The 23649-nt window shown below is 60.1% G+C and carries 23 protein-coding genes; 13 read left to right on the top strand and 10 right to left on the bottom strand.

From position 1 onward, the window contains the following. Positions 1-52 precede the first annotated feature (52 nt). The 3 genes from PspR76_RS10020 to PspR76_RS10010 form a co-directional block, all read right to left on the bottom strand. Positions 53-943, bottom strand: a complete 891-nt coding sequence (locus PspR76_RS10020) for a pseudouridine synthase (protein WP_159961387.1) — start codon at positions 941-943, stop codon at positions 53-55. A gap of 73 nt (positions 944-1016) precedes the next feature. Then, positions 1017-1352 (bottom strand): transcriptional regulator, encoded by a 336-nt coding sequence (locus PspR76_RS10015; RefSeq protein ID WP_159955045.1) that lies wholly within the window; start codon positions 1350-1352, stop codon positions 1017-1019. A gap of 74 nt (positions 1353-1426) precedes the next feature. Then, positions 1427-1663, bottom strand: a complete 237-nt coding sequence (locus PspR76_RS10010; protein WP_159955044.1) for a glutaredoxin family protein — start codon at positions 1661-1663, stop codon at positions 1427-1429. Between the two features lie 155 nt (positions 1664-1818). Here PspR76_RS10010 and PspR76_RS10005 point away from each other — a divergent pair, with 155 nt between their 5' ends. Beyond that, entirely contained in the window at positions 1819-3537 is a 1719-nt protein-coding gene (locus PspR76_RS10005; protein ID WP_159955043.1) for a cation:proton antiporter, read from the top strand. On the opposite strand, the gene PspR76_RS10000 is transcribed toward PspR76_RS10005, so the two are convergent. Then, positions 3524-4732: an ammonium transporter gene (locus PspR76_RS10000; protein WP_159955042.1), complete on the bottom strand. Its 1209-nt coding sequence runs from the start codon at positions 4730-4732 to the stop codon at positions 3524-3526. The two genes, PspR76_RS10005 and PspR76_RS10000, sit on opposite strands and share 14 nt — an antisense overlap. 364 nt (positions 4733-5096) lie before the next feature. Between PspR76_RS10000 and PspR76_RS09995 the strand changes: the two genes are divergently transcribed. From PspR76_RS09995 to PspR76_RS09960, 8 genes are all read left to right on the top strand, one after another. Then, positions 5097-5411 carry a DUF883 family protein gene (locus PspR76_RS09995; RefSeq protein ID WP_058411763.1) on the top strand — a complete coding sequence of 105 codons (315 nt, stop codon included), beginning with the start codon at positions 5097-5099 and terminating at the stop codon, positions 5409-5411. 2 nt (positions 5412-5413) lie between these two features. Continuing rightward, positions 5414-5800, top strand: a complete 387-nt coding sequence (locus PspR76_RS09990; protein WP_159955041.1) for a phage holin family protein — start codon at positions 5414-5416, stop codon at positions 5798-5800. Then, positions 5797-6138 carry a hypothetical protein gene (locus PspR76_RS09985; RefSeq protein ID WP_159955040.1) on the top strand — a complete coding sequence of 114 codons (342 nt, stop codon included), beginning with the start codon at positions 5797-5799 and terminating at the stop codon, positions 6136-6138. The genes PspR76_RS09990 and PspR76_RS09985 overlap by 4 nt, the downstream gene beginning before the upstream one ends. A gap of 94 nt (positions 6139-6232) precedes the next feature. Further along, complete coding sequence (locus tag PspR76_RS09980; protein ID WP_159955039.1) at positions 6233-7396, top strand: EAL domain-containing protein; 1164 nt, start codon at positions 6233-6235, stop codon at positions 7394-7396. Positions 7397-7468: 72 nt separating this feature from the next. Beyond that, positions 7469-8800, top strand: a complete 1332-nt coding sequence (locus PspR76_RS09975) for a deoxyguanosinetriphosphate triphosphohydrolase (RefSeq protein WP_159955038.1) — start codon at positions 7469-7471, stop codon at positions 8798-8800. A 173-nt stretch (positions 8801-8973) separates the two neighbouring features. Then, positions 8974-9369 carry a response regulator gene (locus PspR76_RS09970; protein ID WP_159955037.1) on the top strand — a complete coding sequence of 132 codons (396 nt, stop codon included), beginning with the start codon at positions 8974-8976 and terminating at the stop codon, positions 9367-9369. Between the two features lie 255 nt (positions 9370-9624). Then, positions 9625-10251: a response regulator transcription factor gene (locus PspR76_RS09965; protein WP_159955036.1), complete on the top strand. Its 627-nt coding sequence runs from the start codon at positions 9625-9627 to the stop codon at positions 10249-10251. Positions 10252-10259: 8 nt separating this feature from the next. After that, positions 10260-13904 carry a transporter substrate-binding domain-containing protein gene (locus PspR76_RS09960; RefSeq protein WP_159955035.1) on the top strand — a complete coding sequence of 1215 codons (3645 nt, stop codon included), beginning with the start codon at positions 10260-10262 and terminating at the stop codon, positions 13902-13904. A 16-nt stretch (positions 13905-13920) separates the two neighbouring features. On the opposite strand, the gene PspR76_RS09955 is transcribed toward PspR76_RS09960, so the two are convergent. Together PspR76_RS09955 and PspR76_RS09950 are read right to left on the bottom strand one after the other, a co-directional pair. Next, positions 13921-14403 carry a GAF domain-containing protein gene (locus PspR76_RS09955; RefSeq protein WP_159955034.1) on the bottom strand — a complete coding sequence of 161 codons (483 nt, stop codon included), beginning with the start codon at positions 14401-14403 and terminating at the stop codon, positions 13921-13923. After that, on the bottom strand, positions 14400-15290 hold the full coding sequence (locus PspR76_RS09950) for an ATP-binding protein (protein ID WP_159955033.1): 891 nt from the start codon (positions 15288-15290) through the stop codon (positions 14400-14402). Before PspR76_RS09950 ends, PspR76_RS09955 begins: the two co-directional genes overlap by 4 nt. Before the next feature lie 164 nt (positions 15291-15454). On the opposite strand from PspR76_RS09950, the gene PspR76_RS09945 reads away from it, so the two are divergent. Further along, positions 15455-17764, top strand: a complete 2310-nt coding sequence (locus PspR76_RS09945) for a hybrid sensor histidine kinase/response regulator (protein WP_159961385.1) — start codon at positions 15455-15457, stop codon at positions 17762-17764. Here the strand turns inward: PspR76_RS09945 and PspR76_RS09940 are convergent. From PspR76_RS09940 to msrB, 3 genes are all read right to left on the bottom strand, one after another. Continuing rightward, positions 17718-18209, bottom strand: a complete 492-nt coding sequence (locus tag PspR76_RS09940) for a MarR family winged helix-turn-helix transcriptional regulator (RefSeq protein ID WP_159955032.1) — start codon at positions 18207-18209, stop codon at positions 17718-17720. The genes PspR76_RS09945 and PspR76_RS09940 overlap by 47 nt on opposite strands. After that, on the bottom strand, positions 18206-18691 hold the full coding sequence (locus tag PspR76_RS09935; protein WP_159955031.1) for a glutathione peroxidase: 486 nt from the start codon (positions 18689-18691) through the stop codon (positions 18206-18208). The genes PspR76_RS09940 and PspR76_RS09935 overlap by 4 nt, the downstream gene beginning before the upstream one ends. Before the next feature lie 182 nt (positions 18692-18873). Further along, entirely contained in the window at positions 18874-19266 is a 393-nt protein-coding gene (msrB, locus tag PspR76_RS09930; protein WP_159955030.1) for a peptide-methionine (R)-S-oxide reductase MsrB, read from the bottom strand. 202 nt (positions 19267-19468) lie between these two features. Between msrB and PspR76_RS09925 the strand changes: the two genes are divergently transcribed. Together PspR76_RS09925 and htpX are read left to right on the top strand one after the other, a co-directional pair. Next, positions 19469-20680 (top strand): pyridoxal phosphate-dependent aminotransferase, encoded by a 1212-nt coding sequence (locus PspR76_RS09925; RefSeq protein WP_017734399.1) that lies wholly within the window; start codon positions 19469-19471, stop codon positions 20678-20680. Positions 20681-20983: 303 nt separating this feature from the next. Next, entirely contained in the window at positions 20984-21871 is an 888-nt protein-coding gene (gene htpX / locus PspR76_RS09920) for a protease HtpX (RefSeq protein ID WP_159955029.1), read from the top strand. A 171-nt stretch (positions 21872-22042) separates the two neighbouring features. Here htpX and PspR76_RS09915 read toward each other — a convergent pair whose 3' ends face one another. Beyond that, the gene (locus PspR76_RS09915; protein WP_159955028.1) at positions 22043-22699 is read right to left on the bottom strand and encodes a thiopurine S-methyltransferase; all 657 of its coding nucleotides are present in this window, start codon (positions 22697-22699) and stop codon (positions 22043-22045) included. 105 nt (positions 22700-22804) lie between these two features. Here PspR76_RS09915 and PspR76_RS09910 point away from each other — a divergent pair, with 105 nt between their 5' ends. After that, a complete protein-coding gene (locus PspR76_RS09910; protein WP_159955027.1) occupies positions 22805-23572 on the top strand; it encodes a DODA-type extradiol aromatic ring-opening family dioxygenase in 768 nt (255 codons plus the stop codon). The last annotated feature ends 77 nt before the right edge of the window (positions 23573-23649 follow it).

Genomic DNA, 23649 nt, shown 5'->3' with positions numbered 1-23649 from the left:
TTAAGCGTTTGCCCCAAGGCCCGCCTCGCGCGGGCCTTGTCGTTTCCGGGGGTTACCAGTCGAGGGTGATTTGGCTGCGAAAGTCGCGTTGCTCGCCGGTGACCGGGTCGATAAACCGCACGCCTTGGGCCAGTAGTTTAAGTGGCTTGGCGTAGTCGTCTTCGGCGTCTTTGAGCACCTCGGGGTAGAACGGGTCATTGCAGATACTCGCCCCCAGCGCTGTCATGTGCACACGCAGCTGGTGCTTCTTGCCGGTCACGGGGAACAGGCCGTAGCGCCACAACTCGCCATTTTTTTCGCGCACCTCCACGGCAGTTTCAGTGTTGCTGACACCCGGCCCTTCCTGCATGCGGAAGAACGGCTCGCCGTCCACCAGGCGGCTTTTGTGCTCCAGTGGAAACGTCAGGTTTGGCAAGGCTGGGGCGATGGCTTCGTAGAATTTGTCGATGCGCCGCGTGGGAAACAGCTGTTGATACGCCGAACGGCTCTGCGGGTTGGCCGAGAACAACACCAGCCCTGCGGTGTGCCGGTCGATGCGGTGCAGAGGCACCAGCGAGGGGTTATCCATGCGACGGATCAGGCGGCGCAGCAACGTCTGTTCGACGTACTCACCGGCTGGCGTCACAGGCAGAAAGTGCGGCTTGTCGGCCACTACCAGGTGTTCGTCGGCGTACAGAATGGTTTCCTGCACCGGGATCACTTTTTCATTCGGCACTTCGCGAAAGTAATAAATGCACAGGCCCTCTTTATAGGCCAGGTCCAGGCGGATGGGCGTGCCGTTGATGTCCAGCACGCGGCCGCGGGCGATGCGGTCCAGCCAGTGCTCTCGGCTGATCGCCGGAAAGTGCTCGCACAGGCAATCCAGCACCGTGGCCCAAGGGCCGGGTGGCAAATACAACGTGCTGGCTTGATGTTGCGAGGCGGAAAAACCGGTTGTGGACATGGACATGCTCGAAGCCTGGAAAAAACAGGCAGGCATTATCCCGCATGCAACGGGATTGAGCCTAGGGCATCTCTCAAGCCTTGGCCAATTGCGCGCGCAGGATCGGCGAGGCACTGGCCGCCTCGGTGAATTCCTTGAGCCAATGCAGCACGTCCACCGCATCCCAGCGGCCCGGGTCGTAGAGTGCGTACAACAAGCCCTGGTAACCCACCACATCCAACTGCTTGTGATAACCGGCGCGCTGGAACAACGCTTCGATCTCGGCAAAGCAGGTATTGAAATGCACTTTGTTAAACGGCGTCTTGCCTTCCGTGACCAGGCCGTCGAGGCGCAGCTCGTTTACCGCGTCGCGCACGACGTCGGCGGACATGCGATTGACGCTGCTTTTCAGTTGTTCAACATTCACCACGGGCGTTCCCTCTATTCAATCGCTGTACAAGCATACAGTATCGTAATATTTGGAAACCCGCCATCGGAGAAGGCTTAAGAAAGGAAGGCAACAATCTGTTCAGTGTCGAATGGCCAGTCCAGTTCCGCCCCGGTGTCCACCCGGCGAAGCACCGGAATCCGCAGGCCGTAGGCTTCTGTCAGGTCGTCGGGGTCGGTGATGTCCACCAGTTCCACCAGCAAACCGTGTTCGACCAACGGCATGATTTCGACCTCGGCGATCTCACAAAGATGGCAACCCAGGGTGCCGAACAACTGGCATTCAGGAAGCATGGCGATGGGACTCGATCAGAAAGTAGACGGTCATTGTATGCCTGCCAGAATGAGCCCGACTACTCACAAAACACCTGACCCAGATCACCATGGCCTATAACTGATTCAGCGATTCTCGCGGCTTTTTGTCCGCTCAACCTACAAGGAAGCTGCCCGTGTTCGCCAACCTGCTGATCATTCTGGCCTCATCCCTGGTGGTGATTGCGCTGTTTCGCCGGCTGCAACTGCCGCCCGTGCTGGGCTACCTGTGTGTGGGACTGGCGGTGGGGCCTACTGCCCTCGACTGGGTGAACGACAGCGAAGACCTGCCCGACCTCGCCGAACTGGGTGTGGTGTTCCTGCTGTTTTCCCTGGGGCTGGAATTCTCCCTGAGCAAGATGCTGGCCCTGCGCAGCGTGGTATTTGGCCTGGGCAGTTTGCAGGTGCTCGGTTGCGGGGTGTTGCTGGGCGGCATGCTGATGGGCTTCGGCCTGTCGCCAGGTGTTGCGCTGCTGCTCGGCGCGGGCCTGGCACTGTCGTCTACGGCCATCGTCAGCAAGGAGTTGGGCAGCCTCGGCGAAATTTTCAGCAGCCATGGCCAGAACGCGATTGGCGTGCTGCTGTTCCAGGATGTGGTGGCGGTGTTGCTGCTCACCTTGGTGCCGGTGTTTGCCGGCAGCAGCGAGCAAGCCTGGTATTGGGCGCTGCCGTTGACCTTGGGCAAAACCGTGGTGTTGTTCGTCGGCCTGCTGCTCGCCAGCCGCTGGTTATTGCCACGCCTGTTCCATGAAGTCGCCGCGTCCCATTCGGCGGAGCTGTTTGTGCTGTTAGCCCTGGTGATCGTACTGCTCACCGCCTGGCTCACACATTTGCTGGGGCTCTCCCCTGCCCTCGGTGCGTTCCTGGCCGGCATGCTGCTGGGGGAAAGCCACTACCGTCATCAGATCGAAGCGGATATCCGCCCGTTTCGCGACATTCTGCTGGGGCTGTTTTTCGTCAGCATCGGCATGCTCATCGACCTGCAGCTGTTCGTCAGCCATAGCCTGCTGATTCTCGGGCTGACCCTCGCGCTGATGCTGATCAAGGGCTGCGTCGTGGCAGCGCTGGTCAAGCTGCGCGGCAGCGACAGTGAAACCGCCTGGCGCAGCGGCCTGGCCCTGGCGCAAGGCGGCGAGTTCTGTTTTGCCCTGATGGCGCAAATGCAACAGAGCCGACTGATTCCGGACACATTCAACGGCTTGCTGCTGGCCGCCACCCTCTGCTCGATGCTGCTGACCCCATTGCTGCTGCGCGCCGCACCGGCGATTGCCCTGCGCCTGCACCGCAAGCCCAACCAGCAAGTGCAGCTGGAAGAAATCACCGCACTCAATGCCGAGTTGCGCGGCCATGCGGTGATTTGCGGCTATGGCCGCGTCGGGCAAACCATCGGGCGGTTTCTACGCCGCGAACAACAGGCGTTTATCGCCCTGGATGACGACCCCGAACGCGTCAAGGAAGCCGCCACCGAAGACCGCAACGTGCATTACGGCGACTGCCGTCGGGGTGCGCTGCTCAGTGCCGTCGGCCTGGAACGCGCGCGGTTGGTGGTGATTGCCGTGGACAACAGCGATGTCGCCCTGACCGTCCTGAAGGAAGCAAGAAGGATCAACCCGCGGGTACCCATCCTGGTGCGCACCCGGGATGACAGCCAACTGGCCGAATTGAAAGCAGCGGGCGCCAGCGAAGTGGTGCCCGAGCTGTTGGAGTCGAGCCTGATGCTCGCCTCCCACGCCTTGATCCTGCTGGGCCTGCCGGACCAACAGGTGCAGGCGCGGGTCGATGACGTGCGGCGCAGCCGTTATCGCCTGCTGCACGGCGTTTACCCGCCGACTGAAAAACCAATCAATCCTGACTGACCGCGCCAATTTTGTGGATCGACAGGTCCGCGCCGTAATACTCCTGTTCCTGGCTCAGGCGCAGCCCGTGCACGCGCTTGATCACGCCGTACACCAACAGGCCGCCGACCAGAGCCACCACCACGCCCAGCGCCGTGCCGATCAATTGGCTGATCAGGCTGACACCGCCCAGGCCGCCCAGAGCGGTCTGGCCGAAGATGCCACACGCAATGCCGCCCCACACGCCGCACAAACCATGCAGCGGCCACACACCCAGCACATCGTCGATCTTCCAGCGATCCTGGGCCGCGATGAAGAACCACACAAACAAGCCTCCGGCCACCGCCCCCGTGACCAGCGCACCCACCGGGTGCATCAGGTCGGAACCGGCGCAGATTGCCACCAGCCCGGCCAGCGGACCGTTATGCAGGAAACCTGGGTCATTGCGGCCGATTAACAGGGCGGCCACGGTGCCGCCAACCATGGCCATCAGCGAGTTGACGGCGACCAGACCGCTGACGCCATTGAGGGTTTGCGCGCTCATCACGTTAAAACCGAACCAGCCGACAATTAAAATCCACGAGCCCAGCGCCAGGAACGGAATGCTCGACGGCGCAAACGCCACCAGTCGCCCTTCGCGATATCGCCCGTTGCGTGGCCCCAGCAACAACACCGCCGCCAACGCCAGCCAGCCGCCCATGGCATGCACCACCACGGAACCGGCGAAGTCATGGAAACTGGCGCCGAAGCGCGCAAGCAGCCAGGCTTGCAGGCCGAAGTTGCCGTTCCACACCATGCCTTCGAAAAACGGGTAGATAAACGCCACGATCAGCGCGGTGGCGCACAGCTGCGGAGCGAACTTTGCACGTTCGGCAATGCCGCCGGAAATGATTGCCGGAATCGCCGCCGCAAAGGTCAGCAGGAAGAAGAATTTCACCAGGCCGTAACCATGATCGGCACTGATCACCGCCGCCGGTTGCATGAAGCTCACACCGTAGGAGATCCAATAGCCTATAAAGAAATAGGCCAGGGTGGAGATGGCGAAGTCGCTGAGGATCTTCGACAGGGCATTGACCTGGTTTTTCTGGCGTACGGTGCCGACTTCCAGGAATGCGAAGCCGGCGTGCATGGCCAGGACCATGACCGCGCCGATCAGGATAAACAGGGTGTTGGAGCTGTGGACGAGCGTGTCCACTGCACTTTGCAGGTTGTCCATGGAGGTTGGCAGGCCTGTAATAAAGGCAAAAAGCACCAAAGCGGTTCAAGCCGGGGTTGCGCGCACTAAATTGGCACCACCGGCCCCGCCCCTCTTCAGAGGGCGTGAACCGCTTTAGCGCAGCGATCAACACAACAGGCCGTTGCCGACAGGGTTTTTCCGCGAGTTTCGGTTATTTAGGGTAAGGTTTTTCAGGGCATTCGCCCGAACCGCCCGGATTCAGCGCAGGCCCCAGGGCTTGCGCACCAAGGCAAAGCAAAAGCTGTACCAGACAATTGCACTGAACCTTCACCGAAGCCGGTGACTCGAAAACAAACGTAACGAACACAACAGCTGTACAGATCAGCCAATCACGGAGATAACCATGGCCAGAAGAACTGCAAAGACTGCTCAAGAAATACTGATGGCGGATTTTCAAACCCTGGTCAGCGACACCGAAAAGTTGCTCGACGACACCGCCGTGCTGGCCGGTGACCAGGCCGATGAGCTGCGCACCAAGATCCATGACAGCCTGCTCAAGGCCCGTGAAACCCTGCAACTGACCGAAGACTCCCTGCGTGAGCGCGGCCAGGCGGCGGTGACTGCGACGGAAGATTACGTGCAGGCCAACCCTTGGCAGTCCGTCGGCATTGCTGCCGGCGTGGGCTTTCTGATCGGCCTGCTGGCTACAAGGCGCTAACTATGGCAATCGGCGAAAACGGCCCGTCCACGGGCGCAGGCTCCACATCACGACGCCTGGGCGCGGCCGTTCTCGGCCTGCTGCACAGCCATGTCGAGTTGTTTGGCATCGAGTTGCAAGAGCAGAAGTCGCGTACGGTCAGCCTGCTGTTGTTTGCCGGCTTGGCGCTGGTGTTTGCCCTGCTGTTGCTGGTGGGGTTGTCGGCGTTGGTGATGATTCTGGTATGGGACACCTACCGTCTTACGGGGATCATCAGCCTCTGCGTGTTCTACACCCTGGCCGCAGCCTTTTGCGGGGTGCGTTTGAAAGCGGCGATATTTGATGAGTCCACGCCGTTTCACGCCACCCTCGAAGAGCTGGCCAATGATCGGGAGCGCCTGCTGCCATGAGCCTCACTGAAGTCCCGCAAAACACTACGCGTCGGGAAATGCGCAAGGCGTTGATTCGTCTGCGCATGGAAATGCACCGCCAGGAAATCCGTCACGAGTCCCAGCAACTCATGGCGCCCCTGAACAAGGTGCGTGACATGCGCCATAACTGGCAAGACAGCCTGGGCATCAAACACGCGCCGCTGTGGGGCGTGGCGGCGGTGACGCTGATGGGCTTCTTCACCGGCAAGGGCGCCAAAGGCGGCAGTATCAGCAGCCTGACGCGCCTGGTGCGGCTGGGGGCGGGGTTGATCCCGTTGATCAAGCTGGCCATGCAAGGCGCTTCGCGCAAAGGCTAAGCCCGCGCTGGCTGCATTCTTGCAAACAGAATCGGCCCGGCTCTCGTTACTGAGGGCCGGGCCTTTTTTCGCTGATTGTTTTTAAGGAGGCCTCGTGATCGACGGGCAACCGCTCGCCTGTTTCCAGCCGTTTATCGACACCGCCACCGGGCGCATCGCCGGCGTCGAAGCGCTCGGCCGCCTGCGCCAGGAGGACGGCCGCTTGCAGTCGGTAGGCCCACTGTTTGCCGACCCGCGCACGCCGGGCGTGGCCTTGCGCCGCCTCGACCGACAGATCCGCGACAATGCCCTGAGCCGTCTGCATGAAGCGCCCGAAGACTGGTTCCTCAGCCTTAACATCTCGCCGCGCTGGATCAACCGGCTGCGCCCCGGCCAAGCCTTGCCGAGCTTGAAGCAGGTGCATGCCCATGGCGTCGACCCGCAGCGCATCGTGTTCGAGATCACCGAATTGGGCGGCGACATTCAGCGCCTCGCCGATGTGGTCGCGCGTTATCGCGAAGCCGGTGCACGCATCGCCATCGATGACTTCGGCGCCGGTTATTCCCAACTCGATCGGGTATTGGCGCTGCAGCCGGACATCCTCAAGCTGGACATGCGCCTGTTTCAGGAAGCCGCCAAGGGCGGCCCGAGCAGCGAAGTGGTGCGGGCGCTGGCGCAAATGGCCGAAAAGACCGGGTGCTGGATCATCGCCGAAGGCGTGGAAACCGAAGCGCAACTGAGTTTCGCCCTGGAATGCGGCGCACGCTATGTGCAGGGTTATCTGTTTGCCCAGGCACAACTCGACTGGTTTGCCACGGATGCGTTCGTGTCGCGCTTTGCCCAGCTGCGCAGCGTCTACGTGCAGCACAAACTGGCGGAGCGCGGGCGCATCATGCAGTTGCGCCTGCAATTGACCGAGTTGATGAAAATCCTCCAGGCCTGGGCACAAAACCGTGCACCGCTGGACCACTTGCCGCAATTGCCGGACTTCCCCTGGCTGTTGCGCTTTTACCAGTGCGACCGCCATGGCACCCAGTTGACGCCCAACTTCGAGTGGCGCCAGGACGCCTGGCAGGCCGACAGTCGCTACCTGGGCCACAACTGGTCGTGGCGGCCCTACTTCTACCATCTACTCGCCGAAGGCTGGGAGGAACGGCGCCTGACCCTTTCCTCAACTTACCGCGACGCCACCACCAACCAGTACTGCCTGACCGCCGGACAATTCTTCGATAACGGTCAGCGTTTGCTGTTAATCGATATCGATGCGGCCGGACTGTAGATTTTCGCTTGCCCCGCCAGGGCGGAACCGCGAAGCTGGGCAGCGTCATTCACCGCACGGAGAGTACCCGCCTTGGATTGGCCCACCCTGCTAACCCGCGAACGTCTTGGAAAACCCCTGCATAGCCCGGAAGAATTGGGTCGCAGCCCGTTTCACAAGGACCATGACCGCATTATTTTCTCCGGCGCGTTCCGCCGCCTGGGGCGCAAGACCCAAGTGCACCCGGTGTCCAGCAACGACCATATCCACACCCGCCTGACCCACTCACTGGAAGTCAGTTGCGTCGGTCGCTCCCTCGGCATGCGCGTAGGCGAAACCCTGCGCAGCGCCCTGCCCGACTGGTGCGACCCGAGCGACTTGGGCATGGTGGTGCAATCGGCTTGCCTGGCCCATGACATCGGCAACCCGCCGTTCGGACACTCCGGTGAAGATGCGATTCGCCACTGGTTCCAGCAGGCAGCCGGGCGCGGCTGGCTGGATGACATGAGCAGTGCCGAACGCAATGACTTCCTCAATTTTGAAGGCAACGCGCAAGGCTTTCGCGTGCTCACCCAACTTGAGTACCACCAGTTCGACGGCGGCACACGACTGACCTATGCCACCTTGGGCACTTACCTGAAATACCCCTGGACCGCCCGCCACGCAGACTCGCTGGGTTATAAAAAGCACAAGTTCGGCTGTTACCAGAGCGAACTGCCGATCCTTGAGCAGATCGCCCACAAGCTCGGGCTGCCACAGCTGGAAGAACAACGCTGGGCCCGTCACCCGCTGGTGTACTTGATGGAGGCAGCCGACGATATCTGCTACGCGTTGATCGACCTCGAAGACGGGCTGGAAATGGAGTTGCTCGAATACACCGAGGTCGAGTCGTTGCTGCTCGACCTGGTGGGCGACGATCTGCCCCAGACGTATCGGCAACTGGGCGCGCAGGACTCGCGTCGACGCAAGCTGGCGATCCTGCGCGGCAAGGCCATTGAGCACCTGACCAATGCCGCTGCACGTGCCTTCGTCGAACAACAGGATGCCTTGCTCGCCGGCACGCTGCCGGGCGACCTGGTGGAGCACATGCACGGCCCCGCCAAGCGTTGCGTGCTGGACGCCAAGGACATGGCGCGCAAGAAAATCTTCCAGGACAAGCGCAAGACCCTGCATGAAATCGGCGCCTACACCACGCTGGAAATCCTCTTGAACGCGTTTTGTGGTGCGGCGCTGGAGCAACATGGCGGGCGCACGCCGTCGTTCAAGAACCGGCGCATCCTCGACCTGCTGGGTAACAACGCACCCAACCCAGCCTGGCCGCTGCACGCCTCGTTCCTGCGCATGATCGACTTTATCGCCGGCATGACCGACAGCTATGCAACCGAAATGGCGCGTGAGATGACAGGGCGCTCCAGCCCGCAGTGAAGAAATGGGTCACGCCGCCTGCCTCCCGCACAGAATTTGCCTACGGCGGGAACAGAGCGGCCTGATCGAATTCGCACATTCATTCGAGAAATAATCACGCACGCTTCCGGCGGACGTGGCGAGCAATTCCTACGCCCCACCCCATCGACTCTTGACTGACCCATGTGCCTCCTATGCCCAGTTCCCCCCTCCGAATCCTATTGGTGGAGGATCATCCCTTTCAGCTGCTGGCCACTCAGTGCCTTCTCAAAAGTTTCGGCTTCGAGCGCCTGACCCTGGCAGAAAATGCCGAACAGGCCATCCGCGTGATGTCTGCGTCCCAGGCACCCTTTGATCTGATGCTATGCGACCAATGCCTGCCGGATTTACCGGGGCTGGAACTGGTGGAAATCGCCAGCCGCCAACGCTTTATAATGGGTGCCATCCTATTGAGCGGGCTCCCCGCCACAGAACTTTCCAACCTGATGAGCCAAGCCCTGGCGCGCGGTTTACCCCTCCTGGGGTATTTATTGAAACCTTTGAACAGAGACGAACTTGCAACGTTGATTGCGCCAATACGCCGATTATAAATGTAGGACTTTAAACGCTATCCGCCGACGAAACATCGCCTGAACCCTCCGCTAAACTCTTGGCGCCGCCAATAATCACAATGCCTCAATAATTGCTTACACCTACCGTCACAAAGACTTATCGACCGGTAGGCTATTACCTTTTTTCATGTAGGAATTCTCTTGTTTTATACCTACTCCCCACAAGGTTCATGCGCCCCCCTCATCTTCTGAGCTAATGTGCCCGCTTTATTTGCACTTGCATGGAACGTGATTATGAACACAGTTTTTATCATTGATGACCACCCGGTTATACGGCTGGCGATTCGGATGTTGTTGGAACACGAAGGTTATAAAGTCGTCGGTGAAACGGACAACGGCTGTGATGCGATACAGATGGTTCGTGAATGCCTGCCGGACTTGATTATTCTGGATATCAGCATCCCCAAACTTGATGGCCTCGAAGTGCTGTGCCGATTCAACGCCATGAACACCTCGATGAAAACCCTGATTCTGACCGCCCAATGCCCGACGCTGTTCGCCACCCGCTGCATGCGCTCAGGTGCGGATGGCTATGTGTGCAAGGAAGGCGACCTGAGCGAGCTGTTGAGCGCGATCCGTGCGGTGCTGTCGGGCTACAATTACTTTCCCAGCCAGGCCTTGAACGCCAACAACGCAGACGGCAAGGACTTCGAGGAACTTGAACTGTTCAAGACAGTGAATGATCGAGAACTAATGGTGTTACAACTTTTTGCACAAGGCCGCACCAACAAGGAAATAGCCAAAGGCATGTTTCTCAGCAACAAGACAGTAAGTACTTACAAAAAAAGGCTGATGCAAAAACTTAAAGCCAAATCCTTGGTAGAACTTATCGAGATGGCAAAACGAAACGCGCTAGTGTGAGAAAGCGGATGCCCAGGTGTATAAAGGACTATTTGATTATATTAATCGCCGGCGTGTGCTTCAGCACGACCGCCTCCGCGACCTCTCAACCCGGTCCGGAACACTTCACCTTATTGAGCCGCGCGGCTGCCGTTCAACTGGATGTTCAACTGGACAAGGCTCAGCGCCAGTGGCTGCAGAACAAACGCGAGTTGGTATTAGGCACTGCCGCACCTGACTACCCGCCCTTCGATCTTACCTCCAGCGGCCGCGATTATGAGGGTCTGACCGCCGATTATGCAGGGTTGTTGAGCAAAGCCCTGGCCTTGCCGATCAAGGTACTTCGCTACCCATCGCGGGAGGCATCCATACATGCCCTCGAAACCGGCGAAATTGACCTGCTGGGCTCCGCCAACGGTTTCGAGGCCGCCAACCCGAACCTCGCGCTGTCGCAACCCTACGCCGTGGATCAACCCGTGCTGGTGACCCGGGAGGGAGAAACGCGCAGCCTGAGCGACGGCCTGGCCGGGCTTCGCATGAGCCTGGTCTACCATTACCTGCCGCTCGATGAAGTGGAAAAGTTATACCCGCAAGCGCAGATTCGCGCTTACCCCTCGTTTCAAAACGCCTTGAATGCGGTGGCTTTCGAACAGGCGGATGTGTTTCTCGGCGATACCATTTCCACCCATTACATGATCAACAAGGGCTACCTGAAGAATATCCGCATGGCCAACTTCGGCAAGCATGAAGCCTACGGTTTCAGCTTTGCCATGCGCCACGACCAATACACGCTCTTGAGTATCGTCGACACGGTGCTGGCCGCCGTGCCCATCAATGAGCGGGACAGCATTGCCAAGCGCTGGAGCGCCGGCAGCGATATTTTGCTGACTGATAAAAAACTGCAGCTGACCCAACGCGAAGAGCGCTGGCTCAAAGACAACCCGGTGGTGAAGGTCGTGGTCAACGAGACCCTCGCGCCCCTGACGTTCTTTGATGCCGACGGCAACTTTCGTGGCATCACCGCAGATTTGCTGGAGCTGATTCGCCTGCGTACCGGGTTGCGCTTCGAGATCCAGCGCACTCGCGAAGTCAACGCGATGATCGACCAGCTCGTCACCGGCAAGGCCGATATCATCGGCGCTATCGTCCCCAGCGCCGAACGGGAAGCCCAGCTGAGTTTCAGTCGCCCCTACCTGGAAAACTCCTATGTCCTGCTGACCCGCAAGGAGCCCAACGCGCCCTCGAACCTGGAACAGATGGCAGGCCTGCGCCTGGCAATCACCGAGGGCAACCCAATGGAAAAAATCCTGCGCCAGGATTTCCCGCTGGTCCATCTGGTGGAAGTCAGCAATACCTTCAAGGCCTCGGAATTGCTCGCCCAGGGAAATGTGGAAGGCGCGATGAATTCGCTGGTGATCGCCAACTATTTGCTCTCCTCGCTGATGTTCCAGGACAAGCTGCAGATCAGCACCAGTATCGGCACCCTGCCCGCCACGTTCGCCCTGGCGACGCCGCGCCGCGCGGTCGAACTCAGTTCAATCCTGGACAAGGCGCTGCTGAGCATTGCTCCGGACGAAATGGGCGTGATCAACAGTCGCTGGCGAGGCTACAGCGCCGCCTCCGACAGCTATTGGCGCAATTACCACCAACTGATCGCGCAAATCATCATCGGCACCGGGCTGTTGCTGTTGATCTCGCTGACCTGGAACGCCTACATGCGCCGCCAGATCAAACACCGCAAGATGGCCGAGCGCGCCCTCAACGATCAGTTCGAATTCATGCGGGCACTGGTGAATGAAACGCCGCACCCCATTTATGTGCGTGATCGCAAGGGGCTGCTGCAAACCTGCAATGACAGTTACCTGCAGGTGTTCGACGTCAAGCGCGAAGAAGTGATTGGCAAAAGTGTGATCCAGATGGACATGGCGCTGGAGTCGGAAGCTGCGCAGTACCACGCCGACTACCAGCGGGTGGTGGTCGAAGGTAACCCGTTGATCCTTGATCGCACGCTGCATATTCAAGGAAAAAAACTGACGATCTACCATTGGATCCTGCCCTATCGCGATTCGGTCGGCGAAGTGCAAGGCATCATCGGCGGCTGGATCGATATCAGTGAGCGGCGCCAACTGTTCGACGAGTTGCGCACCGCCAAGGAACGCGCCGATGAAGCCAACCGTGCCAAAAGCACCTTTCTCGCCACCATGAGCCATGAGATCCGTACGCCGATGAATGCGGTGATCGGCATGCTCGAGCTGACACTCAAACGCGCCGACCAGGGCCATCTCGATCGCCCGGCTATCGAAGTGGCCTACAACTCGGCCAAGGACCTGCTGGAGCTGATCGGCGACATCCTCGACATTGCGCGCATCGAGTCCGGCCGTCTGAGCCTGGCCCCGGAGCGCGTGAACCTGGGCGAGGTGATCGAGTCGGTGGTGCGCGTCTTCGACGGCCTGGCCCGGCAAAAGACCCTCAGCCTGCTGCTGGAGTCCGATCCCGTTATCGACGATACCGCCGTGCTGATCGACCCCTTGCGCTTCAAACAGGTGCTGTCCAACCTGGTCAGCAATGCCATCAAGTTCACCGAGCGCGGGCAGGTGAAGATCAAGGTAAACGTGCACGCCACCGAACGGCCGCAGGAGATCCAGATGAAACTGGTGGTCGAGGACACCGGCATCGGCATCAGCCGAGACGACCAATTACGGCTGTTCGAGCCCTTTGCCCAGGCTGACAACTCCGGGCACCTGGCCAGGAGCGGAGCAGGCCTTGGCCTGGTGATCTGTCGCAGCCTGTGCGCGATGATGGGCGGGCAACTGAGCCTGAGCAGCGTGCCGATGGTGGGTACCCAGGTCCATGTCACCCTGAACATGACGCTCCTGCAGCCGATCGAAGTGCTGGACGAACTCAAGTCGCAGGCCCCCGCTGCCGCCCCTGTACTCAACGTACTGGTGGTGGACGACCACCCGGCGAACCGCTTGTTGATGTGTCAGCAACTGGGTTACCTGGGGCACCAGTTCACTGCCGCCCAGCACGGTGCCGCCGGGTTTCAAGCCTGGCGTCAGGAGCGCTTCGACCTGGTGATCGCCGACTGCAATATGCCCGTCATGAATGGCTACGAGTTGAGCCGCTCGATCCGTGAATATGAGCAACGTGAGCAACTGGCGCCTTGCGTGATACTCGGCTTTACCGCCAACGCCCAACCCGAGGAGAAACTACGCTGCGCGCAAGCGGGCATGAACGATTGCCTGTTCAAACCCATCAGCCTCACGGCACTGGAGCAGCAACTGGGGCAAATCCGGCCACAACCTGCGGGCCAGCAGTTGGACCTGGACTGCCTGGATGCGTTGACCGGTGGCGACCCGCACCTGAGCCGGCGTTTACTGGAGGAACTGTTGAGCAGCAGCCGTCAGGACCGCCAGGAACTACTGGCCCTGCTGGCTCGGCAGGCGCCGCCCCAAGCCATTATCGAGCAGGCCCACAAAATCAAGGGCGCGGCGCGCATCGTGCAGGCAAGCGCCCTGGCGACGCAATGCGAAGCGCTCGAGCAGGCCTGCGCCCGCAGCGATGATCGTACCCTGATCGAAACCTACGTGAAGTCCCTGGAAAAGCTCATGCTTGAACTGGAGAGGACGCTGCACGTGCAGCTCCATAAGCTGGCTAGCCAGAACCTTGGCTAGCCCCCTCCCTGACAGATCAGCAGTCGGTCAAGCGCAGGAAAATCGCCGCCAACCGCTCGATACCCGCCTGGTCCTCAAGGCTGAAACGGGCCAGCGACGGGCTGTCCAGATCAAGCACGCCGATCAACACGCCGTCCTTGACCAACGGCACCACCAGCTCGCTGTTAGACGCGCTGTCACAGGCGATATGCCCGGGGAACGCGTGAACATCTTCCACCCGCTGGGTTTGCCGCGACGCCGCCGCGGCGCCGCAGACGCCACGACCGAACGGAATACGCACACAGGCGATCTGGCCCTGGAACGGGCCAAGCACCAATTCTTCATTGCGATTGAGGTAGAAGCCCGCCCAGTTCAAGTCATCCAGCTGGTTGAACAGAAACGCCGAAAACTGCGCGCTGTTGGCAATGAAGTCGCGCTCATCGGCCAGCAGCGACTCCAACTGCGCGCACAGCATGGCATAGCCGTCCAGGCCGGTGCCGGCCTGTTGTAAATCGATCATGGTTGACGCTCCAACAACTTGAGTCCTACCCAGTAACGGGCGAATTGATACGCGCAACGGCCGTTGCGGTTGCCGCGCCCGGTGGCCCAGCGCACGGCGAGAATGTCGAGGGCTTCATCACGCTGCCACTGCAAACCAGCCTTGCTGGCCAGCTCGCCGATCCAATGCTCGACCACATCCAGGAAGTGTTCCTGGCTGAACGGGTAGAACGACAACCACAGGCCAAAACGGTCGGACAAGGCAATCTTGTCCTCCACCGCCTCACTGGGGTGCAACTCGCCATCCACCCGCTTCCAATTGTCGTTGTCGCTCTGGTTTTCCGGCACCAGGTGACGGCGGTTCGAGGTGGCGTACAGCAGCACGTTTTCCGGCGCCTGTTCCAGCGAGCCGTCCAGCACACTTTTGAGCACGCGGTAGTCGCCCTCGCCGGCCTCGAAGGACAGGTCATCGCAAAACAGGATAAAACGCTGCGGCAGCTTGAGCAGTTGCTCGACCACGCGCGGCAGGTCGGCCAAGTGATCGCGCTCGATTTCAATCAGGCGCAAACCGGACTTGGCGTGCTGCGCCAGCAAGGCGCGCACCATCGACGATTTACCCGTGCCACGCGAGCCCCACAGCAGCGCATGGTTGGCGGGCAGGCCATCAAGAAATTGTTGAGTGTTGCGCGCCAACTGCTCACGTTGCTTGTCTACGCCAATGAGGTCGGACAGGCGCATGTCCAGGCTGACGTCCAGCGGCAGCAAAAAGCCTGAGCGGCCTTCACGCTGCCAACGGGCGGCGAGGCATTGGTTCCAGTCGATGGCTTGGCGCGGTGCAGGTAACAAGGGTTCCAGGCGAGCCAGTACCGCATCGGCCCGCTCAAGAAAGGCATTCAATCGAGAATCCACGATTATTCCTCTGGCAAGTTCTTGCAAAAGATGGCGTATTGGCAACCCTGCGGCAGACCGCACGCGGCTGCGTAAAAAAATGATTCATGCCGGCCAAGCCAGAGCCTGTGGATGTTCAGCTATGCTTGCCGGGCGAAGGGAAACGTGAAGTGGTTCAACACCCGATGGATATCAAGTTCGCCCACCGCTTGTCTTATAAACAAGCTCGATTGACTGTGCTGGTCGGTTTCGTCTTGGGAACCTTGCTCAGTCTGATCCAAATCGGCATTGATTATGCCAGCGAAGACGCATCCATCAACCGTGAAATACGCTCGCTGATCGAAATCAGCCATAACCCCGCTTCACGTATTGCCTACAACATCGACGCCGAACTCGCCCAGGAACTGACCCTGGGCCTGCTGCATTCCCCGGCAATCATTCATGCGCAATTGGTCGATAACAATGGCGTGGTCCTGGCCGACGTCGATCGCCCGCGCAAGGAAAGTACCTACCGGCCTCTCAGCGATTTTCTGTTCGGCGCCAACCGCCAGTTTGAAGACCGGCTGTTCTTGAGCCACATGCCCAACGATTCCCTCGGCGTCTTGCGCCTGGACGTGGACACTTACGCCTTTGGCAGCCGTTTCCTGCACCGCGCCGAGATTACCCTGCTCAACGGCTTTGCCCGCAGCCTGCTGCTGACGGGCATTCTGCTCGGCCTGTTCTACGTGATGCTGACTCAGCCACTGGTGCGCATTATTCGCGCGCTGAGCACCAGCAAGCAGGCCCACCTGGACTGCCCACCGGGGCACGAAAACGACGAAATCGGCGTGCTGGTCAGCGTTGCCAACCAGCAATTTGAAAACATGGAGACCGAAATCCAGCAACGGCGCCACGCCGAGGACCGCCTCACCGAATACCTGAGCCAACTGGAAACAATCGTCTCTGCGCGCACCCTTGAACTCAAGGCCAGCAACCAGCGCTTGAGCCAATCCAACGATGAACTGGAAGCGGCAAAGTTGACCGCGCTGGCCATGGCCCAGGCCCGCGCTGCGTTCCTGGCCAATATGAGCCACGAGATCCGCACACCGCTCAATGGGCTGCTGGGGATGATCGCGCTGTCGCTGGACAGCCCGCTGAACGCCGAACAGCGCCAACAGCTGTCCATCGCCCACGATTCGGGCAAGGTGCTGGTGGAGTTGCTCAACGATATCCTCGACCTGTCGAAGTTCGACGCCGGCCAGCTCGAGCTGGAGCGCATCCCGTTCGACCTGGGCTCGCTGGTGGAAGACACCGCCAACTTGCTGTCGCAGAACGCCGCGCCGAGTGTCGAGTTGACCTGCTTGATCGACCCGCTGTTTCCTGCCCAGGTGATGGGTGACCCGACGCGGGTACGGCAGATCGTCAGCAACTTGCTCTCCAATGCCTTGAAGTTCACCCGCTTCGGGCGCGTGGACGTATACCTGAGCGCCCTTGATGGCCGGGTAAAAATCGAAGTCTGTGACACCGGTATCGGCATTGCCCAGGAAGCGCAGGTGAAGATATTCCAGCCGTTCACCCAGGCGGGCGCGGGTATCACTCGCCAGTTTGGCGGCACGGGACTGGGGCTGGCATTGACGCATAACCTGTGTGAAGCAATGAGCGGCCGATTGAGTATCAGCTCTGAAGTCGGGTTTGGCAGCCAGTTCTGTGCCGAGCTGCCGCTGCCCACGCATTTACCCGCCGCCCGTCAGGCGCCCCTGGCAGGCGACGTGATGGTTATCACCAGCAGCAGTAATGGCCTGACGGAGTTGCTGACCAACTTGCTGCCGCACTGGGGCCTGACGCCGCGCCTTTACTCCCAGGACGATGACCTGAGCGGGCAAACTCCCGACTTACTGATCACCGACTGCCCGGAGTGCCTGTTCCGCTTACGCCCGGCGATTACCGCGCCAATCCTGCTGGTGACCGCCTATGGCAACTTCATGCCCAGCGAGGAAGTCGCAGGCCTGGCACCGCTGCAGCAACAGGCACGCCCATTGAGCCGCAACGCGCTGTACCAGATTCTGCAGCGCAACTTGCACAGTGACGCACAACTGATTCTTGACCCGATCCAGATGGACGCCGCGCCCTTCACGCACCGGGCGCGCATCCTGTTGGTGGAGGACAACCCGGTCAATCAACTGGTGGCCAAGGGCATGCTCAGCAAGCTCGGCTGCGAAGTGATCGTGGCCGCCCACGGTGGCGAAGCGCTCAAGTTCCTTGAGGAACAGCGCTTTGACATGGTGTTGATGGACTGCAACATGCCGGTGATGAACGGCTACGAAGCCAGCCGGCAGATTCGTCGCAGCGGGCGCTGGCCGGACTTGCCCATCGTCGCCTTGACCGCCAACGCCCTGGCCGAGGAACGCGAACGTTGCCGGGCCGCCGGCATGGATGACTACCTGGCCAAGCCGTTTCGCCGTGAAGAACTCAAGGCGCTGCTGGACCTGTGGGTGCCACAGACGACAAGTCTTTGATCTGCGCCAGCAACTGGTCCAGGCCGTGGCGCAAGGCGTCGGCCTGATTCAGGTCGATGCCGCTGTCACACAACAGCCGGGTTTTCAGGCCGTGGGTCTGGTCGCGTAAATGCACACCGGCCGGGGTCAGGCTCAAGTGCACCTCCCGCTCATCCCGCGCACTGCGCTGGCGCCGAACCAGGGCGAGCTGCTCAAGACGCTTGAGCAGCGGCGTCAACGTGCCGGAATCGAGCATCAACCGCTGCCCCAATGCCTTGACCGTGGGCTGCGGCGCAGCTGCCGCGTGCCACTCCCACAGCACCAGCATGACCACGTATTGCGGGTAGGTCAGGCCCAACTGGTCGAGCATTGGCTTGTAGGCACGCGTCACCGCGCGGGAGGCGGCGTAGAGCTTGAAACACAGCTGGTCGTCCAGGGCCAGGGACACGGTGGTTGCGTCGATCATTTGAGCAGGGCTTCGATCTCTTGGGTCAAGTTCTGGGGCTTGGTGGTTGGGCCAAAACGCTTGACCACCTTACCGTCACGACCAATCAGGAACTTGGTGAAATTCCACTTGATGCCCTTGGAACCCAGCAACCCAGGCGCTTGCTTTTTAAGCTGCACGAACAGCGGGTGAGCCTCGCTGCCGTTGACGTCGATCTTCTTGAACAGCGGGAAGCTGACGCCGAAATTCAATTCGCAGAATTCGGAAATCGCCGTTTCGTTGCCCGGCTCCTGTTTACCGAATTGGTTGCAGGGGAACCCCAGCACCACCAATCCTTGGTCTTTGTACTGCTGCCAGAGCTGTTCGAGGCCTTTGTACTGCGGGGTGAAGCCGCATTTGCTGGCGGTGTTGACCACCAAAATGGCCTTGCCGGCAAAATCGGCCAAGGTCTTTTGCTCACCTTTGATGGTGGTGCACGGGATGCTCAGCAGGTTATTGCTCATGGCAGTGCCTCGATTAAGATGAAAGACGCTGAAAGATAGTAGACGATTCAATTGTGTGCAATTTAATTGACCGCATTGATGATGCGTACTCGATTTAACTGTGGGGCTGCTTTGAAGCTGACGCGGAGCGTCAAGGGCTGCATTCCCACGCAGAGCGTGGGAACGATCAGCGATCAGAGGTTTTAGCGGGGGACGAGGTCCAGGCATACCGAGTTGATGCAGTAACGCAGGCCGGTCGGCGGCGGGCCGTCCGGGAACACGTGGCCCAGGTGCGCATCGCATTTGGCGCAGGTGACTTCGGTACGGATCATGCCGTGGCTGACGTCGCGGATCTCGATCATCGCGCTGTCGGCAATCGGCGCGTAGAAGCTCGGCCAGCCGCAGCCGGAATCGAACTTGGTGGTGGAATCAAACAGCGGTTCATTGCAGCAGATGCAGTGATATACGCCGTCGGTCTTGGTTTCGTTGTACTTGCCGCTGAAAGGCCGCTCGGTGCCCTTGAGACGACAAACCTGGTACTGCTCCGGGTCGAGCATGGCCTTCCATTCATCAACGGTTTTCTGCAACTTTTCCATCGGTACACCTCGGCAACTGAAAAAGCCTGATCTGTGTCTTTTCCATGGATCAGGCGGCACGTATGATTGCGCCTCTTCAAAACGCCAGTCTGGCACCCGCGCTATCGGCATTCAAACGTATTTATGGGTGCAGGCCTCGCAGGATTCGCAGTACGGTAGTGTCCACGCCGTCTGGATCGTTCATTTTCAGGATCACATCGCCATGCAGGTCAGCAAATCGAACAAGCTCGCCAACGTCTGCTACGACATTCGCGGGCCAGTGCTCAAGCACGCCAAACGCCTGGAAGAGGAAGGCCATCGCATCCTCAAGCTGAACATTGGCAACCCGGCGCCCTTTGGTTTCGAAGCGCCGGACGAAATCCTCCAGGACGTGATCCGCAACCTGCCGACCGCCCAGGGCTACAGCGATTCCAAAGGCCTGTTCAGCGCGCGCAAGGCCGTGATGCAGTACTACCAGCAGAAGCAGGTGGAAGGTGTCGGCATCGAAGACATCTACCTGGGCAATGGCGTGTCCGAGCTGATCGTGATGTCCATGCAGGCCTTGCTCAACAATGGCGACGAAGTGCTGGTGCCGGCGCCTGACTACCCGCTGTGGACCGCCGCCGTGACCCTGGCCGGTGGCCACCCGGTGCACTACCTGTGCGACGAAGGTGCCGACTGGTTCCCGGACCTGGCCGACATCAAGGCCAAGATCACCCCGAACACCAAGGCTCTGGTGATCATCAATCCGAACAACCCGACCGGCGCGGTGTACTCCAAGGAAGTCCTGCTGGGCATGCTGGAACTGGCACGCCAGCACAACCTGGTGGTGTTCTCCGACGAGATCTACGACAAGATCCTCTACGATGACGCCGTGCACGTGTGCACCGCGTCCCTGGCGCCAGACCTGCTGTGCCTGACGTTCAACGGCCTGTCCAAGTCCTACCGCGTGGCGGGTTTCCGCTCCGGCTGGATCGCCATTTCGGGCCCCAAGCACAACGCCCAGAGCTACATCGAAGGCATCGACATGCTGGCCAATATGCGCCTGTGCGCCAACGTGCCGAGCCAGCACGCGATCCAGACCGCACTCGGCGGCTATCAGAGCATCAACGACCTGGTATTGCCCCAGGGCCGCCTGCTGGAACAACGCAACCGCACCTGGGAACTGCTCAACGCGATCCCGGGCGTCAGTTGCGTAAAACCCATGGGCGCGTTGTACGCCTTCCCGCGGATCGACCCGAAAGTCTGCCCGATCTTCAACGACGAGAAGTTCGTGCTCGACCTGCTGCTGTCGGAAAAACTGCTGGTGGTGCAAGGAACGGCGTTCAACTGGCCGTGGCCGGATCACTTCCGCGTGGTGACGTTGCCGCGGGTGGATGACCTGGACATGGCCATTGGTCGCATCGGCAACTTCCTCAAGTCCTATCGCCAGTAGTGCAAATGACGCTGTACGACCGACAATCGGTCGTACAGCGAGTATCTGGCAACACTTCTTTGCGCAACGCTCCTCTTCCCTTGCCGCTGTACGCCACGGACCGGTCAACCCCCGCAATTACGGGAGACAGAGGCGTGACTGCAGCGTTCGCAGCTGGCTTTACCGGTCGGAAAATCCTTTCAAGGCTCTACATTCGCGCTGTAGGACACAGTTTGAAATAGTCGCTCGGTTGAATCACCCCTGGCCGCACCTTATATACCCCGCAGTACGCGACATATTAAGCATGAGGAGAACTCTACAACCATGATGCGCATCCTGCTGTTCTTGGCCACTAACCTGGCGGTCGTGCTGATTGCCAGCATTACCCTGAGCCTTTTCGGCTTCAACGGGTTCATGGCGGCCAACGGGGTTGATCTGAACCTCAATCAGCTGCTGGTTTTCTGTGCAGTCTTTGGTTTTGCCGGTTCGATCTTCTCGCTATTCATCTCCAAGTGGATGGCGAAAATGAGCACCAGCACCCAGGTCATCACCCAGCCCCGCACCCGGCATGAACAATGGTTGCTGCAAACCGTTGAGCAACTGTCCCGCGAGGCCGGCATCAAGATGCCTGAGGTCGGGATCTTCCCGGCCTATGAAGCCAACGCCTTTGCCACCGGCTGGAACAAGAACGACGCGCTCGTCGCGGTCAGCCAGGGCATGCTGGAACGCTTCTCCTACGACGAAGTGAAGGCGGTACTGGCCCACGAGATCGGCCACGTGGCCAACGGCGACATGGTCACCCTGGCGCTGGTACAAGGCGTGGTGAACACCTTCGTGATGTTCTTTGCGCGGATCATCGGCAACTTTGTCGACAAGGTGATCTTCAAGAACGAAGGCGGCCGCGGCATTGCCTACTTCGTGGCGACCATCTTCGCCGAAGTGGTACTGGGCTTCCTGGCCAGCGCAATCACCATGTGGTTCTCGCGCAAACGCGAGTTCCGCGCAGACGAAGCCGGTGCCCGCCTGGCCGGTACCGGGGCGATGATTGCAGCGCTGCAACACCTGCGCTCCGAACAAGGCCTGCCGGTGCACATGCCGGACAGCCTGACGGCGTTTGGTATCAACGGTGGCATCAAGCAAGGCTTTGCACGCATGTTCATGAGCCACCCGCCGCTGGAAGAGCGGATTGACGCACTGCGTCGTCGGGGCTGATAGCCAGGCAGTAACACGAGAAGGGGCGATTTGATCGCCCCTTTTTTGTGGGCGCCTGAATCGTCATCGCGGGCAAGCCCGGCTCCCACATTGACCGTGTCGTTCGCGGACTCTATGAGCCTGATCAAATCCCTGTGGGAGCCGGGCTTGCCCGCGATGGCGATAGCAAGGTCAATACTTTGCCAGTTGGTAAACACGCTCCTCCAAGCGCGTGACGCCGTCCTGCACAAACTTCCAGCTCTCGCCCAGGATGTCTTGCTCCTCCAACACCTGCGCAGCCCAGTGTGATTCGAGCAATACCCTGACCTCTTCATCGGTTACCGCAAAGGGCGGGCCGGCCTTCTGCGTCTGGTCGTAGTCGAGGGTGATCAGCAACCCCCGGCAGCCAGTGCGTAATACGGTATTGAGATGCCCGGCATACTGCGCCCGCATCAACGGCGGCAATGCGATCAATGCCGCACGGTCGTAGAGCGCGGCGCAATCGGCAACCGCGTCGGCGCTCAAGGCAAAGAAGTCACCGCACCACAGTTCGATCTGATCGGCCTGGTACACCTTGAACACGCCCCGCTGGCTGACCCTGGGCACGAGCCCTTGCTCGCTGAAAAACGCCTCGACCGCCTGCTCAGACAGCTCCACCCCCAGCACGCGATACCCGGCACTTGCCAGCCACATCAGGTCCAGGCTTTTGCCACACAGCGGCACCAGCACCTTCGCCCCGTCGGCCAGCGCCAGTTTCGGCCAGTGACGTTGCAGGTAGGGGTTGACCTCGGGCAGATGAAAACCGATCTGGTTGCGGGCCCAGCGCTCTTGCCAAAACTTAGGCTCCATAAAAATCACCCTGAAAATTCGATCAAAAGGCGCTAAAACTTATATTAGATTTAGATCAATGATCTGATTGAAGATGGGCCCATGTTAACGCTCAGGACCCCACTTATGTTCCCCAGCCTGTTTATCTCCCACGGTTCGCCCATGCTCGCCCTGCAACCCGGCGCCAGCGGCCCGGCGTTGCGGCGCCTGGCGGCCGAACTGCCACGGCCCAAGGCGATTGTGGTGGTGTCGGCGCATTGGGAAAGCCATGAGTTACTGGTCAGCGGCAGTGCCGCTCCGGAAACCTGGCACGACTTTGGCGGCTTCCCCCGCGAGCTGTTTGCCGTGCAATACCCTGCGCCGGGCAACCCGGCATTGGCGAGTGAAATTGTCGAGCTGCTCAACGCCGATGGCCTGGCTGCGCGAATCGATGAGCGCCGCCCTTTCGACCACGGCACCTGGGTGCCGCTGTCACTGATGTACCCGGCAGCGGATATTCCCGTGGTCCAGGTGTCGTTGCCCAGCCGCATGGGCCCTGCCCTGCAGACCCGCGTCGGGCATGCGCTCGCCAGCCTGCGCGAACAAGGGGTGCTGTTGATCGGCTCCGGCAGCATCACCCATAACCTGGGGGAACTGAACTGGCAGGCCGGGCCTGAAAGCATCGAGCCTTGGGCGCGGGATTTCCGAGACTGGGTGGTGGATAAACTCGCCGCCAACGATGAGGCGGCACTGCATGACTATCGCCGCCAGGCGCCGCATGCCGTGCGCAGTCATCCGAGTGATGAGCACCTGTTGCCGCTGTATTTTGCGCGGGGCGCGGGGGGTGATTTCAGCGTGGCGCATCAGGGGTTCACCATGGGTGCGCTGGGCATGGACATCTACCGCTTCGGCTGACACAGCTCCCACATTTGATTGGGCACTGCAAATGCCAGGCAAAAAAATCCCCGAACCAGTCGGGGATTTTTTATGTG

Origin of the sequence: Pseudomonas sp. R76 (assembly GCF_009834565.1) — a bacterium.
Classification (GTDB): domain Bacteria; phylum Pseudomonadota; class Gammaproteobacteria; order Pseudomonadales; family Pseudomonadaceae; genus Aquipseudomonas.
This window is presented reverse-complemented; position numbering and strand designations above follow the sequence as displayed.